This is a genomic window from Paraburkholderia unamae (genome assembly GCF_003096875.1).
GTDB classification, from domain to species: domain Bacteria; phylum Pseudomonadota; class Gammaproteobacteria; order Burkholderiales; family Burkholderiaceae; genus Paraburkholderia; species Paraburkholderia unamae.
In genome coordinates this window covers 16,166-30,896 of the sequence record NZ_QEOB01000004.1, presented here as the reverse complement: position 1 = coordinate 30,896, position 14,731 = coordinate 16,166, and the positions used below count along the sequence as shown (strand labels likewise).

Annotated in this window: 10 protein-coding genes; 3 read left to right on the top strand and 7 right to left on the bottom strand. The window is 67.9% G+C overall.

Annotated elements, in window-relative coordinates; all coding sequences use genetic code 11:
- Nucleotide 1: 1 nt before the first annotated feature.
- From C7402_RS09575 to C7402_RS09545, 7 genes are all read right to left on the bottom strand, one after another.
- Nucleotides 2-859 carry a fumarylacetoacetate hydrolase family protein gene (locus tag C7402_RS09575; RefSeq protein ID WP_116610477.1) on the bottom strand — a complete coding sequence of 286 codons (858 nt, stop codon included), beginning with the start codon at nt 857-859 and terminating at the stop codon, nt 2-4.
- Nucleotides 860-901: 42 nt separating this feature from the next.
- A complete protein-coding gene (locus C7402_RS09570; protein ID WP_116610476.1) occupies nt 902-1,294 on the bottom strand; it encodes a nuclear transport factor 2 family protein in 393 nt (130 codons plus the stop codon).
- The gene (locus C7402_RS09565; RefSeq protein ID WP_116610475.1) at nt 1,294-2,076 is read right to left on the bottom strand and encodes an SDR family oxidoreductase; all 783 of its coding nucleotides are present in this window, start codon (nt 2,074-2,076) and stop codon (nt 1,294-1,296) included. The genes C7402_RS09570 and C7402_RS09565 overlap by 1 nt, the downstream gene beginning before the upstream one ends.
- Nucleotides 2,077-2,103: 27 nt before the next feature.
- Entirely contained in the window at nt 2,104-3,447 is a 1,344-nt protein-coding gene (locus C7402_RS09560; RefSeq protein ID WP_116610474.1) for a DUF3500 domain-containing protein, read from the bottom strand.
- Nucleotides 3,448-3,647: 200 nt separating this feature from the next.
- On the bottom strand, nt 3,648-4,136 hold the full coding sequence (gene hpaR, locus C7402_RS09555; protein ID WP_116610473.1) for a homoprotocatechuate degradation operon regulator HpaR: 489 nt from the start codon (nt 4,134-4,136) through the stop codon (nt 3,648-3,650).
- Between the two features lie 8 nt (nt 4,137-4,144).
- Nucleotides 4,145-4,885: a dienelactone hydrolase family protein gene (locus C7402_RS09550; protein WP_165841849.1), complete on the bottom strand. Its 741-nt coding sequence runs from the start codon at nt 4,883-4,885 to the stop codon at nt 4,145-4,147.
- A 27-nt stretch (nt 4,886-4,912) separates the two neighbouring features.
- A complete protein-coding gene (locus C7402_RS09545; protein ID WP_165841848.1) occupies nt 4,913-6,286 on the bottom strand; it encodes an MFS transporter in 1,374 nt (457 codons plus the stop codon).
- Nucleotides 6,287-6,843: 557 nt separating this feature from the next.
- On the opposite strand from C7402_RS09545, the gene bcsB reads away from it, so the two are divergent.
- Genes bcsB through C7402_RS09530 form a run of 3 tightly spaced genes read left to right on the top strand, consistent with a single transcriptional unit; the run spans nt 6,844 to nt 14,683 of the window.
- A complete protein-coding gene (bcsB, locus tag C7402_RS09540; protein ID WP_116610470.1) occupies nt 6,844-9,228 on the top strand; it encodes a cellulose biosynthesis cyclic di-GMP-binding regulatory protein BcsB in 2,385 nt (794 codons plus the stop codon).
- 2 nt (nt 9,229-9,230) lie between these two features.
- The gene (gene bcsZ, locus C7402_RS09535) at nt 9,231-10,616 is read left to right on the top strand and encodes a cellulose synthase complex periplasmic endoglucanase BcsZ (protein WP_116610469.1); all 1,386 of its coding nucleotides are present in this window, start codon (nt 9,231-9,233) and stop codon (nt 10,614-10,616) included.
- Nucleotides 10,598-14,683 carry a cellulose synthase subunit BcsC-related outer membrane protein gene (locus C7402_RS09530; RefSeq protein ID WP_116610753.1) on the top strand — a complete coding sequence of 1,362 codons (4,086 nt, stop codon included), beginning with the start codon at nt 10,598-10,600 and terminating at the stop codon, nt 14,681-14,683. The genes bcsZ and C7402_RS09530 overlap by 19 nt, the downstream gene beginning before the upstream one ends.
- The last annotated feature ends 48 nt before the right edge of the window (nt 14,684-14,731 follow it).

The following is a 14,731-nucleotide window of genomic DNA, read 5'->3' as shown; positions in this document are numbered from 1 at the left end:
TTCAGGCCGAAGCCACCACGCGGTTCTCGATATGGCCTAGGCCTTCGATCTGCGCGCGCACCACGTCGCCGTCCTGGAGCAGCTTGCCGATCGCCACGCCCACGCCGGAGGGCGTGCCGGTGGCGAGAATGTCGCCGGGTTCGAGCGTCATGACCGTCGAGAGATATTCGATCTGCGCGTAGATGTCGTAAATCATGTCGCCCGTCGTCATGCGCTGTCGCGCCTCGCCGTTCACGCTCAGCACCATTTCCAGTGCGAGCGGATCGGCGATCTCGTCGTCGGTCGTGAGCCACGGGCCGATCGGGCCGTGCGTGTCGAACGACTTGCCGAGCGTGAAGGTGGGCGAGCGGTTTTGCCAGTCGCGCGCGGTCACGTCGTTCGTCACGAGGTAGCCCGCGATCACGGCGCGCGCGTCGGCGGCCTTCACGTTGCGGCAACGCTTGCCGATCACCACGCCCAGTTCGATCTCGTAGTCGAGCTTCTCGACGACCGAAGGCAGGTCGATCGGATCAAACGGTCCGCTGATGCACGACACCTGCTTGTTGAACCAGAGCTGGCTCGAAGGAATCGGCACGCCCGCGGCTTTTGCCTCTTCGGCGTGCGCCTTGTAGTTCAGGCCAATCGCCAGATATTTCTGCGGATCGTTGACAGGCGCTTCGAGCTTGACCTCGCTCAGCGCGAACGCTGCGCCCTGCTCCGCTTCGAGCGCGGCGCGCAGCGCGGGCAAATTCGCCAGCAACTCGCGCATGGAATCGCCCACGCCCTGCATGCCCTGTACTGCCGACAGGTCGATGACGCGGTCGCCGCTCAGCTTGCCGATGCGGGTGCGTCCTTCCACCGTGAAACGTACGAGTTTCATTCAGACTCCTGTATTCATTTGGATACTTGAGACGATAGTCAATCAGGATTCCTGCGTTATCGTCAGATGAAAATTCGTGAATTGCCAGCGGCCTGAGCGCCGCCGCAACACCTGCGTGACGAAGGCGTGCATGGCGATTTCCCCTTCGCCGTGCGGCGCGCGCATGCGGTTGGTGAGCGGCCCGGTCATCACGGCGATATCGCCGTCCACGCGCAGCGCGAGCGGTCCGCGTTCGATCGCGATGAATCCGCGCTTGCGCTCGATATGGCGCAGCAGCGCGGCCTTGTCGTGCACGAGCCCCGTGCTGTGAACATGCACGAGATCGTCCGCGAAGAGTTCGTCGAGCGCGTCGAGATCCACGGCCACGAGCGCGGCCTGGCGGCGCTGCTCCAGCGCCAGAATCGCCGCGCGGTCTTGCGCCTCGTCCGCGCGCATCAGATCAGCCCTTCGTACGAGCCACCGTCGAGCTGCAAGTTCTGGCCGGAGATATAGCTCGCCTGCGTGCTGCACAGGAACGCGCAAGCCGCGCCGAATTCCTCGGGGCGTCCGAGCCGTTTCGCGGCGATCGTATCGGCGATACGACGGCGCGCCTCGTCGCGATCGATGCCGTGCTCGCTCATCATGCGCTGCGCCATGAACTCCTGGCGCGGGGTGTCGATGCGCTCGGGCAGCAGGTTGTTGATCGTCACGTTGTCGGCCACCACGTGCGTGCTGATCGCCTTGCTCATGGCCGTAAGCGCCGTGCGCGCCGAGGTCGAGAGACCCATCATGTAGTGCGGCGATTTCACCATCGCCGAGGTGATGTTGACGATGCGGCCGAAGCGGCGCGCCTGCATGCCCGGAATATACGCGCGCATGAGCTGCACGGCGGGAATCATGTTCGCGCCGAGCGCGGCCAGCAGCGCGGCTTCGTCCCAGTCGTCCAGACGGCCGGGCGGCGGCCCCGCGTTGTTGTTCACGAGAATGTCGACCTCGGGCAGCGTGCGTACGATCGCTTCGCGGCCTTCGGCCGTGGTGATGTCGGCGGCAATGGTGCTCACCTGCGCGCCTTGAACGCGCTCGCGCAGCGCCTGCGCGGCCGCTTCGAGTTTGTTCGCGTCGCGCCCGTTCAGCGTGAGCGCCACACCTTCGTGCGCGAGTGCTTCGGCACAGGCAAGCCCGAGCCCCTGCGACGACGCCGCAATGAACGCGCGGCGGCCCTTGATTCCCAGATCCATGTCTTGTCCTCTCTTGCTCGATTGAATTCAGTCGTGGCGGTGTGTGTGATCGCCATGCGCGTGCGAATGCGAGTGGCCATCGTGATCGTGTGTGTGGTGATGATCGTGCGCGTGCTGCGCGCCCATGTGCGCGGAGCCTTCGCGATGCAGTTGCGCATAGTGCTGACGCAGCAGATCCTTGCCGTAATCGTTGCCGTTGGGCGTGCGCACCACCGTGTGAATGTGATACTTCGCGGGCTCCGCGTTGGTGAGCCATACGCCGCTGTGATGGTCGAACTCCACCATCAGGAGCGGGCTGTGCACCTTGTAGTAGAACGGGTCGTCCTCGCCGTGGCCGCCGATCCAGCTAAACCAGGTGCGCTCCAGCACCGTTTCGAGCTGCTTCATGCGCGCTTCGCGCGGCCCCTTCGGCAAGTAGTCGATGAACGAATCCACCACACTGAGCAATTGCTCCTGCTGCGCGGAGGAAAACTCCCGCGCGCACACGCCCTCATACGGCACGACGCGATTGTCGCGATACGCGGCGCCCAGTTGACGCTCGTCCGCGAAGTGCCAGCGGTCCGCCGGCATGGCCGGGTCCTTCATGCGCTCGAAAATCGTGGCGCGGCGTTGCAGATCGGGCGCGAGCGAGCGCATCAGTTCGAGACCGAAGGTCTCTTCGTTTTCGAACAGGCGAAACGCGCCATGCGGCCCGCGGTCGATGATGGTGGGCTCCGCGCCGAGAAAGGTGGGCGAGACCACCATCTGGCCGCCCAGCATGAAGCAGTTGATCGCGATGTGATGGCCGTACAGGTTCCACCCCCACGGTTCGGTGGCCGACGGCGTGCCGAACAGCAGAAAGTGATAGCTCCACTCGTTCATGATGTTGCGCAGGTCGTACAGCTCGCCGAGATAGAGGTTCGCAAGGCGGCAACGCTGCGTCTTCACATAGCCGTCGAAGCTCAGGCTCGCGCGCATCAGGTTCATCGCGGCGTCGCGCACGGCCGGGCTCACGGCGTCGAGGCGCAGGCCGTTCGCGTTCATCGGGAACTCGGGGTTGTACCAGTCGCGCCATTCGGGCGCGTCCACGGGGTAGCGGAGTTTCGCGCGCTCGCCGTCGCTCACGGCGGCGAGCAGCGCGTTCCCGGCGCGCACTACGGGGTGAATGTCGAGGCCTTCGTCGGCGAGATGGAACAGATTCGGCTCGACCTGGCCGTTCGCCGTCACGCCCTTGTATGGCTCGCGATAAAGCGCTTGCCACGTCTGGATCAGCGATTGCGCCTTGTCCGAGGCGATGATGGGCTTTGCATACTCGAACGGATCGAGGCCGCGCGCATTCGTGAGCCGGGGTGAATCGGCGGGAATCAGGTTGTCGCGGAAGTCGCTCGTCATCGCGCTTGTCTCCTCACTGCCATGCCGCCGGAATGATCACGATGACCAGGCGAGTCCTTGCGGATGCTTGATATGTTAATCATCCAGGCGATGGAAATTGGCCGCCTTTCGCGGCGAAAACATCATCTCGTCGAGCTTAACGGCGTTGCCCGCGCCGCGCCGGGTGAAGTCCGGCCAGTGGAAATCGATCGTCGCTCACGTTAATCCCGGCCCGCCTCACGGCCTAGCGCGATCAACTCGCGCAGCACGCGATGCGCGTCGGCAAGACGTTGTGCGCCGATCTGCGCTTCCAGCTGGCGATGAATCGCACTCGTCTCGCCGATCATCGCGGCAAAGAGCGCGCGGCCCTCGCCCGCCAGTGACACGATCACGCGGCGCTGATCGTCGTCGCCATGGCGGCGCGCCACGAGAGCGCGCCGCACCAGCAAGGCCACCGTGCGCGAGAGGCTTGCGGGCAGGATGCGGCAATGCTCCGCAAGGTCCCGCATGTCCGCTTCGCCGTGCTCGGCGAGCGCGCGCAGAATGCGCCACTGCTGCTCGGTAATCGCGTGACGACGCAGATGCGGCCGAAAGCGCTGCATGACCGTTTCGCGCGCATGAAGCAGCAGCATGGGCAACGCCGAGCCGATGGCGTCGTCCGCGTTGTCCGCCTCGTGCGCGCGCGCGTGGGCGGCGGCCGCTTCGCTCATGGCGTGCTTCAAGCCGCCAGCACTTCGTCGAGAAAGCGCACGAGCGCGGCCCACGCGCGCCGGTCGCTCTGCTCGCGGTACGCGATCACCTGGGGCTTGTTGGCGCGGTCCGAGTCGGGCCGCGTGAAGCCGTGCTTCGTGTGGCTGTACACGTTCGCTTCCCAGTCCACGCCGGCCGCGCTCATGGCCTGCTGGAGTTCGAGCAGCTTCGGCGCGGCCGCCATCGGATCTTCCGCGCCCGTGAGAATGAGCGCTTTGCCGCCCGCCGCTGCCACGCTCCAGTCGGGGCCGACGAGGTCGAGACCGCCGTGCAGGCTCACCGCGCCTCTCACGCTGCCCACGGTGCGCAGATATTCCAGCGCCGAGGCCCCGCCAAAGCAGTACCCCATGATCGCCACGCGTGCGCCGTCCACGCCGGGCTGCGCCGCCAGCGCCTGCCGCCCGGCTTCGATGCGGCCCATCCACGTCTTGCGATCGCTCGCGAAGCGGCCGATGGTCGGGCCGATCTGGCTTTCGTCGCGCAACTGTGCGCCCTCGCCCCACACGTCGGCGGCGAGCACGGCATAGCCGAGCGCAGCCACGCGCGCGGCGGTCTGCTTCATGAACTCGCCTACGCCGAAGGCGTCGTGCACGAGCACCACGCCCGGCACGGCGCTTCCCGTCTGCGCATTGCGCGGCAGACAAAGATGGCCGACGAGGCGCGCCCCGTCGTGCGAATATTCGATATCCTTAGCAAATTCCTGCGTCACTTCGATTCTCCAGATTCAGTGGATGGCTTATTCGGAAAGCGCGGCCTGCGCGGTGCCCGCGGGCCCGCTGACTTCGCGGCCCGGCACACGCGGCGTGCGCAACAGTCGCTGCACGATCACGCACGACACGAGCGAGAGGACGACGATGGCGAGCAGCGCGGGTCTCATCGAACCCGTGGCGGTGCGCGCCCAGCCGATCAGCGTCGGGCTGAAGAAGGAGCCAAGCGACCCGAGCGAGCTGATCAACGCAAGACCCGCTGCTGCGGTGCGGCGCGTGAGAAAGTCATGCGGAATCGACCAGAACACCGGCAGCGCCGAGAATGTGCCGGCCACGGCCACGCAGAGCAGCAATAGCGTGCCCGTGATGTCGAAGCGCACGAGGGCGAGCAGCGCAAGCGCGGCGCAGCCCGCGAGCACCGGCGCGATGTAGTGGCGGCGGCGCTCGCGCAGCCGGTCGGAGCGTCGCGCCACGAGCAGAATGGCCACGATGCCCGCGCCGAACGGTAGCGCGGTAAGGAGACCCGTGTTCGCCAGCGAGCCCGCGCCCGCTTCCTTCACGAGCGTCGGCAGCCAGAAGTTCAGCGCCATCGTGACGCTGCACAGCGTGAAGTAAACAAAGGTGATGGCATAAATCACGGGCTGCTTGAGCACCGCACCCCACGCGTGCGATTCGTCGTCATGCTTGCGCGCGGCGCGCTCCTCTTCCAGTTGCGCGACGAGAAACGCACGCTCGGCGGGGCTCAGCCAGCGCGCCCGCTCGGGCGAGTCGGTAAGCCACAGGAGCGCGATCACGCCCAGCACGATGGCGGGCACGCCTTCGAGCACGAACAGCCATTGCCAGCCGCGCAAGCCCGCCACCGTCTCCATGCGCGTCATGATCGTGCCCGCGAGCAGGCCGCCCACCACGCCCGCCGCAGCCATCGCGGCGAAGATCCACGAGGTGCGCGCCGCGCGGTAGCGCGCCGGATACCAGTAGCTGAGGTAGAGCACGATGCCCGGAAAGAAGCCCGCTTCGAAGAGGCCCAGCAAGAAGCGCATCGTGTAGAGCATGGCGGGCGTCGTGGTGAACGCCATGCCCGCCGATACCGCGCCCCAGCAAATCATGATGCGGCTGAAGGTGCGCCGTGCGCCAATGCGGTGAAGCAGCAGATTGCTCGGCACTTCGAACAGCATGTAGCCGATGAAGAAGATGCCGGCGGCAAGACCGTAGACGGCGTCCGAAAAGCCGAGGTCCTGCTTCATCTGGAACTGCGCGAAGCCGATGTTCACGCGGTCGAGAAAGGCGACCACGAACGACAGCACGAGAAACGGCATGATGCGCCGCGAAACGCGGGCATAAACGGCGCGCGCGTCGATCGATTGATGGCCGGCGTGTTCACTGTCCGGAAGGGGGGCTGACATGCTGTGTCTCCTCGCGTATTGCCGCGTTGGTGTGGCGGGCGCGCCGGGTTGCCGCGCCCTTGCGGGGATTATCTTCAGCATGCGGCGGGGTCAGCGCCGTTTTCCGGCACGCGGAAATGAGTTGGCGCGGCAGGCCGCGAGACTTCGCCCACGGCGCGCATATTGATACGGCATCCTGATTAATTTGATGACACCGGCAGCCTGTATGAAACGCCCCGTGCCATCGCCCCGCTCCCAACACGCGTTGCATATTCGCAACGTCGTCGCCCCGCGTTGCACGCAGCGAAACGGTCAGACGCGCGCCAATCCCTGCGTTGCCCGCGCACGCAACTGTCAGATCGGCCGCCAGCCCGCGCCAGTCCGTCATCTCGACGCTTTACGCACGCCGCATAAACACGTGCATTCATAGGGCGCGATCCGTGGCTCTCCGCTAAACTCCGGTCAACATAGAGGTAGTTTCGAGATAACGGCAGGCGGCACAAATCCGCCTATACCCTGAATGGCTGCGTTTGGGAGATAAACGACAGCCACTGTGAAGAAAACAAAGGGCTGTTGCGATGCGACTATCCGTTCAAGTGGTACTGGGCGCGCTCGTCGCCGGATTGCTGCTGGGCACGAGCATTCTCACGGCGAGCGAGTCAGCAGTGGCGGCTACGCCGGGCGCGAAGGCGGCGCCGGCAGCAAGCGCCGTTCCTGCTTCCGCGCCCACCGCGGCTTCAGCTGCCGTCAGCGGACCGGCTGTCATCCAGACAGCGCCCGGCGCGGTGCTGCCCGAAGCCGCCGCACCGGCGCCGATCGGCGAAACGCGCACGCGCACCTTCACGCTGCGCGAGATGGGTGCGTACGGGCCGATCGCGCTGCGCGGCCTCGACCCGACCGCGAGCATGAATGTCGACGTGCGCACCGACGAGGTCGTGACCGGCGCGAAGCTCAAGCTCGTCTACACCTACTCGCCGTCGCTGATCTGGGCGCTTTCGCATCTCAAGGTGTTCGTCAACGGCGAAGTCGTCGCGACCATTCCGCTCGTGAAAGAGACGGCCGGTCAGCTCGTCACGAGCGAGATCAATCTCGACCCGCGCCTCTTCACGGACTTCAACCGCATCAGCGTGCAGATGATCGCGCACTACACGATTGATCATTGCGAGGACGCCTATCACTCCAGCCTGTGGGCCGATGTGAGCCCGGAAACGTCGCTCACGCTCACGACTTCCGGCATCGTCCTGCCCGACAGTCTCGCGCTGCTGCCGGTGCCGTTCTTCGACCGCCACGACAACCGCCTCGTGCGCGTGCCGTTCGTGCTCGCGGGCAACGCGGGCGTGCCCGTGCTGCGCGCGGCCGGCATGGTGTCCTCCTGGCTCGGCGCGCTCGCGAGCTATCGCGGCTCGCGCTTCCCGGTCGCGCGCACCGCGCCGGCCGACGCCAACGCCATCGCGCTCGTGCTGCCCGACCAGGTGCCCGAAGGGCTCAAGCTGCCGGAGATCAAGGGCCCCACCATCACGGTGATGCCCAACCCGGCCGCCGACCCGCAATCGGGCCGCAAGCTGCTGGTGCTCGCGGGCCGCACGCCCGACGAGCTGCAAAACGCCGCGTATGCGCTCGTGCTCGGCCAGGCCGGCATGGCCGGCAGCAGCGTGATGGTCCAGTCGATCGATCTCGGCCCGGCCCGCAAACCCTACGACGCGCCGAACTGGGTGCCGACCGATCGCCCCGTGCTGTTCCGCGAACTCGTGAGCGACCCGCAGCAGCTCCAGGTGTCGGGCTACAACCCGCCTGCGATCCGCGTGAACCTGCGCGTGCCCGCCGACCTCTACGCCTGGGCGCGGGGCAACGTGCCGCTCGATATCCGCTATCGCTATACCGCGCCTTCCGCATGGAACGACTCGGTGCTCAACGTGAGCATCAACGACCAGCTCGTGCGCTCGCAGCGTCTGCGGCCCGTCACGCGCGCCTCCGACGAAGCGCGCATCAACGTGCCGCTGCTCTCGGGTTCGGACACGCGCGCTTCCACCAATCTGGAGATTCCCGCGTTCCGCGTGGGCAGCGACAACCAGTTCCAGTTCCAGTTTCATATCGATTCGCAGAAGACGGGCCTGTGCACCTCAACCGCCGCCGACGTCGCGCGCGCGGCCGTCGACCCCGACTCGGTGATCGACTTCAGCGGCTTCGCGCACTACACGGCGCTGCCCAATCTCGCCTACTTCGCCAACAGCGGCTATCCGTTCACGCGCATGGCCGACCTTTCGAACACGGCCATCGTGATTCCCGACGTGCCCGACACGCACGACCAGGAGGCCGTGCTCACGATGCTCGGCCACATGGGCCAGTGGACCGGCCTGCCCTCGCTGCGCATGACCATCGTGCCCGCAAGCCAGGTGGACACGGTGCGCGATCGCGATCTGTTCGTGATCGGCTCGGGGTCCGCCGCGCAGTTGCTGGAGAAGTGGGGCAAGAGCCTGCCGCTGCTGATCGAGCGCGGCCGGACCGAAGTGACCACGCGCGACCAGCGCAGCGGCTGGCCCGGCTGGCGCGGCGGCACCGACGACGAGGATCTCACGCCCTCGGGCCGCTCGATCGTCACGCTCGGCGGCCCGATGGCGGCGCTGATCGGTTTCGAGTCGCCGCTCAGGGGCGGCCGGAGCGTGGTGGCGCTCGCGAGCACGTCCTCCGCGCAGTTGAGCGACGTGCTTGACGCCTTCCAGGACGGCGGCAAGATCGCGCAGATGCACGGCGACCTAACGCTCGTGCGCAAGGGCCAGGTGGAAGGCCTGCGCGTGGGCGAGCGCTACTTCGTCGGCGATCTGCCCTGGTATGCGCGCATCTGGGTGTTCATCTCGCGCTACCCGTCGCTGATGGCGCTCGCGGGCATTCTCGCCGGGCTGATCGTCGCGCTCACCGTGTTCTGGGCGCTCGGCCGCATGGCCACGCGCCGCACCGGGAACTGACGATGCGCCCGGCATTGGCGGCACTTGCGCCCGGCTGGGTAACCGGCCGGGTTCCCTGTCCGGCGCCGCGCCCGCTGCGGCGCCTCGCGCGCTGGTTCGCGGCGGGTGCGCTCGCCTGCGCGCCGCTGGCCTCGCTGACCCCGTTGGCGCTGCCGGCTTTGCTGATCCCGGCGGGCGGCGCGCAGGCGGCCGCGCCCGCCACGCAAGCCGTTGCCTGCGCGTGGCCCGCATGGACCGCGTTTCGCAGCACCCTGATTAGCGCGGACGGCCGCGTGATCGACGCAAGCACGCCGCGCCAGGTGACCGTTTCCGAAGGGCAGTCGTATGCGCTCTTCTTCGCACTGGTCGCGAACGATCGCGCGAGCTTCGACAAAGTGCTCACCTGGACCGAGAACAATCTCGCCCAGGGCGACCTCGCCACCCATCTGCCCGCATGGATCTGGGGGCGGCGCGACATCGGCGAGGACGGCAAGCCGGTGGCGGCGTCAGGGGCTTCGGGGGCTTCGGGGGCTTCGGGGGCTTCGGGAGCTTCGGCCACGGCAAGCGGCGCGCATGCAGGCGAGCCGCAGTGGGGCGTGATCGACAGCAATCCCGCCAGCGACGCGGACCTCTGGATCGCCTACACGCTGCTCGAAGCCGGGCGGCTGTGGAACGAGCGCCGCTATACCGCGCTCGGCACGCTGATGGCGCGCAACATCGTGAGCAAGGAAACCGCCGTGCTGCCAGGGCTCGGCCGTACGGTGCTGCCGGGGCCCGTGGGCTTCACGATCGGCAAGGACGGCTGGCGGCTCAACCCGAGCTATGTGCCGCTCCAGGTGATGCGCCGCTTCATGCTCGCGCTGCCGCAGGCGGGCGAATGGAAGGCGCTGCTCGCCAGCTCGGCGAAGCTCGTCAACGACACCGCGCCCAAGGGTTTTTCGCCCGACTGGGTGGAGTACCACGCGAAAGGCGGCTTCGCGCCCGACGACCAGACTCATGCGGAAAGCGCGTACAACGCGATCCGCGTGTACCTGTGGGCCGGCATGCTCGCCAACGACGACCCGCTGCGCGCCAGCACGCTCGCCACTTTCAAGCCGCTCGCGGACTTCGTGGGCGCGCATGGCTTCGCACCCGAGCGCGTCGACACGCGCACCGGCGCGGCGGGGCCGAACGAGGGCAACGGCGGCTTCTCGGCGGCGGTCGCGCCGTATCTGGCCGCGCTCGGCCGCACGGATCTCGCGAACGCCCAGGTCGAACGCAGCCGCACGCTCGCACAGAAGTCGCCGCCGGGCTACTACAGCAGCGTGCTGATGCTGTTCGGCCTCGGCTATCTCGACGGGTTCTACCGTTTCGACGCGCAAGGCCGCGTCGCCCCCGCATGGACGAGCGCATGCCCCAAGCCGCACTGAACGCCCTCGCGCTCGCCACGCCAACCGCCCGCGGGCGGCGCGCGCGCCGTGAGGCGCGGCGGCCCGCCGCGTGCGCGCGGCCGCGCGATCCGGCGGTGGACGCGCTGCCGCGCTTCTTGCCGAGGCTCACGCAACTCGTCGCGCTGCTGCTCGCGGCTTCGCCGTATCTCGCCTGCGCGCAGGCAAGTCCGCCGCCCGCGCCGAACGCCGCCACGCCCGCCGCCCAGGCCGCGCAACTGCTCTCGGCCGCGCGCATGTGGGAAGGGAAGAATCGGCCGGATGTCGCGCGCGGGCTCGTGCAAAAGGCGCTGCTGTTCGATCCCCGGCAGCCCGACGCGCTCGCGCTGCTCGGCGAGATCGAGCTGCGCGAGAATCGCCCCGCCGAAGCCGCGAAGATCCTCGCGCAGCTCAAGAAAATCGCGCCCGACGCGAGCGCGACGAAAGAGCTCGACGACGCCTATCGCGTCGCCACCAGCGGCAAGATGGAGATGGCGCAGATCCGTCTGCTCGCGGCCGCCGGCAAGAGCGACGAAGCCTCGGCGCGGCTGCAAAAGCTCTTCCCGAACGGTGCGCCCGCGGGCGATCTCGCGCGCGACTACTACCGCATTCTCGCGGGCACGACCGAGGGCCGCGCGCGCGCGATCAGCGAACTGCGCACGCGCGTGAAGCAGAACCCCAACGACCCGCGCCTCACGCTGATCCTGGGCGACCTGCTCACCGACCGCGCCGACACGCGCATGGAAGGCCTCAACCTGATCTACCGCGTGTACCAGCGCCAGGACAGCAACCGCGCGCTCGCGCTCGAACTGTGGCGGCGCGCGCTCGCGAGCGCGGGGCGCGACGACCCGGCGTACTACGTCTGGTATCTGCGCTACCTCCAGGAGGTGCCCGACGACAGCGACGCGCAGCAAACCGTCGCCGATCTCGGCAAGAAGCTCGGCGCGAAGGGCCAGGCGCAGGCACTCGCCCAGGCGCAAAATCCGCAGGCCGTCGTCACCGCGCCCGCGCGGGCCGCTGGCGGCGGTGGCGGTACACAAGCGAGCACCCAGGCGCGCGCGCGACCCCGGCCCGGCCCCGGCGCCGCCGATCGCGCGCGCGGCCTCGCGCAGCTCGACCGCGGCGATCTCAAGGACGCCGAAACCTCGCTGCAAAGCGCCCAGCGCGCGAACCCCAACGACGGCGAGACGATCGGCGCGCTCGGCCTCGTGCGGCTGCGCGAAGGCCGTCACGACGAAGCGAAAGCGCTGTTCGCGCGCGCGCTCAAGCTCGACCCCGACAACGCGGGCAAATGGCGCAGCCTCGAAAAGACGGCCACCCTCTGGGGCACCATCGCGAAGGCGCGCGAAGCGAACGCGCAAGGCAAGCCGCAGGAAGCCGAAGCGCTCGCGCGCGAGGCGCTCAAGCTCGATCCGGGCAACACCAGCGCTCTCGACATTCTCGGCAACGCGCTCATCGCGCAGAAGAAGTGGCCCGAGGCCGAAGCCGTGCTGCGCCCGCTCGTCAACGCGCCCAAGCCTGACATGGACGCGCTGCGCGGTCTCGTCACGGTGCTGCGCGAAACGCATCGCGAAAACGAGATCGAGCCGCTCATCGCCGCCACGGCCCCGCGCGTGAGCGGTTCCTCGGCGGAGCTCAAGCGCCTGCACGCCGAACTGCTTTCGATCCAGGCCGACCAGTTGCTGGCCGATAACCTCAAGAGCCCGGCCATCGCCAGGCTCGAAGAAGCCGTGCGCCTCACGCCCGACGACGCCTGGACGCGCTTCACGCTCGCGCGCCAGTACCGCGATCTGGGCCTGCCCGCGCTCGGCCGCGAGGTGATGGAGGACGGCGTCAAGGTCTCGCCGTCACCCGACATGCGCTACGCCACGGCGCTCTATCTGAATTCCGTCGACGACATCGACGCGGCCGCCGCGCAACTCGACGCCGTGCCCGCCGCCGAGCGCAGCGCGGGCATGCGCGAGCTGATGGGCAATCTCTCCGCGCAACGAAAGCTCGTGCAGGCGCGCCAGCTCATCGCCCAGGGCAACGAGGCCGAGGCGCGCGCGCTGCTCGACGCCGCCGCCGACGACGCCAATGCCGCCAACGACCCGCAGATGCTCGCCTCGGTCGGGCGCGAGTGGATCGCCATCGGCGAGCCGGACCGGGGCCTGAAGCTCGTGCAGGACTGGCTCGCGGCGCACCCCGACGACCCGGCGGCGAACGGCGCGCGCGTGCGCTACGGCGAACTCCTGGCGGCGGCCAATCGCGACGACGCCTGGGCGAACTGGATCGACGCGACGCGCGATCAGCCCGGCATCACTGCGGAGCAACTGGCGAGTCTCGACGACCAGGAGCTGCGCCTCGCCATTCGCGAGACCGACCGGCAGATCACGGCGGGCGACCTCACGGGCGCGCGTCACACACTCGACGCCGTGCCCGACCGCCTGAAGTCGAACCGCCGCTGGCTGCTGGAAGAGGCGGACCTGTTCGAAGCGAAGGGCGACTACAAGAGCGCGATGGCTTCGGCGCAGAAGGTGCTCGCCACCCACCCCGACGACGCCGAGGCGCGCCTCACGGTTGCGCGTATGCTGGAGCGCATGGGCCGAGACCGGGAGGCCGCAGACATGGTGCGCGCAGTGCTGGCCGACACCGCGGAGAACGACATCGACACGCGCCTTGCCGTGGCGCGTCGCTTCACCGCGCTCGGACTGAACGACGAGGCGTCGTCCGTCGTCGATCCGTTGCGCGAGCAGTATCCGGACAACCCGGACATCACGATCCAGTCGGGCCGCATCGCGCAGGCGCGCGGCAATTACAACGAGGCCGCGAGCCTGTACCGCACCTCGCGCGCGCAGGAGCAGGCCGGAGGCACACAGCCCGACGCCGACGGCACGACCTCGGCGGGCCGCGCGCTGCAAGGTCTGGAAGATCGCAAACAAGGTCAGGTCGCGACCGGCTGGTATCAGTCGAACCTCTCGGGCGACCCCGGCATCTCGGAGCTGCACGCCACCGAAATTCCGCTCTACGTACGCATTCCGGACGGCTACACGGGCCACTATTTCTTCCACGCCGACACGGTGTACCTGAACGCCGGCACGCTGCCCGCCAACGATCTCGACACTGCGTACAAGTACGGCAAGATCGCCGCGCTCGGCAACGCCGGACTCTCGCCGATCAACGAAACGGCCACGGGCGTCGCGCTCGCGGCGGGCTACGAGTTCAACGGCGCGAACAACAGCTGGCGCGCCGATGTCGGCAGCACGCCGGTGGGCTTTCCGATCCAGAGCATCCTGGGCGGCATCCAGTACCGGCACGACTTCCAGCATTCGTCGCTCTCGTTCGACGTCTCGCGGCGGCCCGTCACGGCGAGCCTCGTTTCCTACGCGGGCGGCATCGATCCGGTGACCGGCGAGAAGTGGGGCGGCGTGGTGCGCAACGGCTTCACTGTGCGCGGCGCGCAGGACTTCGGCCCCGGCACGGTGTTCACGAGCATCGGCTTCGGCCTCCTGACCGGCACCAACGTCGAGACCAACCAGGAGTTCAAGGTGCGCGGCGGCTACGACTGGTCGGTGATCAGGCGGCCCGACCAGATCGTGTCGAGCGGCCTCACGCTCAATTACTGGAAGTACTCGAAAAACGAGCACAACTACACGTTTGGCAACGGCGGGTACTACAGCCCGCAGGGTTATTTTTCGGTTGGCATTCCTCTGGACTGGACCGGCCGCTACAAAAAGCTTTCATGGGAGATCGACGGGTCGGTGGGCATGTCGTTTACCAACGAGAACGAGTCGCCGTTCTACCCGACGCGCCCCGGCCTGCAAGCCCAGGCGCTCGCGTTCATGAACGCCAACGACCTCGGCTCGCCGTACTTCGGCGGCGGCTCGGGCGGCGGCTTCAGCTATACGATCGAGGCGGCGCTCGAATATCGCGTGACGGAGCATTTCGTGGTGGGCGGGCGCTTTTCGATCGACCGCTCGCGCGACTACGCGCCGAACGTGGGCGTGCTCTACATGCGTTACTTCTTCTCGCCGCAGAAGGGTCCGGTGCCGTTCCCGCCGCGCCCGGTCGTCCCCTATTCGGCCTACTGACATGGCCACTGAATGAGCGCGCAGATGACGACGAAACCCGCGACCCGA

Coding starts and splice junctions, on each gene's coding strand:
- C7402_RS09575 (WP_116610477.1), bottom strand. CDS start 859: ATGAAACTCGTACGTTTCACGGTGGAAGGACGCACCCGCATCGGCAAG.
- C7402_RS09570 (WP_116610476.1), bottom strand. CDS start 1,294: ATGCGCGCGGACGAGGCGCAAGACCGCGCGGCGATTCTGGCGCTGGAG.
- C7402_RS09565 (WP_116610475.1), bottom strand. CDS start 2,076: ATGGATCTGGGAATCAAGGGCCGCCGCGCGTTCATTGCGGCGTCGTCG.
- C7402_RS09560 (WP_116610474.1), bottom strand. CDS start 3,447: ATGACGAGCGACTTCCGCGACAACCTGATTCCCGCCGATTCACCCCGG.
- hpaR (WP_116610473.1), bottom strand. CDS start 4,136: ATGAGCGAAGCGGCCGCCGCCCACGCGCGCGCGCACGAGGCGGACAAC.
- C7402_RS09545 (WP_165841848.1), bottom strand. CDS start 6,286: ATGTCAGCCCCCCTTCCGGACAGTGAACACGCCGGCCATCAATCGATC.
- bcsB (WP_116610470.1), top strand. CDS start 6,844: ATGCGACTATCCGTTCAAGTGGTACTGGGCGCGCTCGTCGCCGGATTG.
- bcsZ (WP_116610469.1), top strand. CDS start 9,231: ATGCGCCCGGCATTGGCGGCACTTGCGCCCGGCTGGGTAACCGGCCGG.
- C7402_RS09530 (WP_116610753.1), top strand. CDS start 10,598: ATGCCCCAAGCCGCACTGAACGCCCTCGCGCTCGCCACGCCAACCGCC.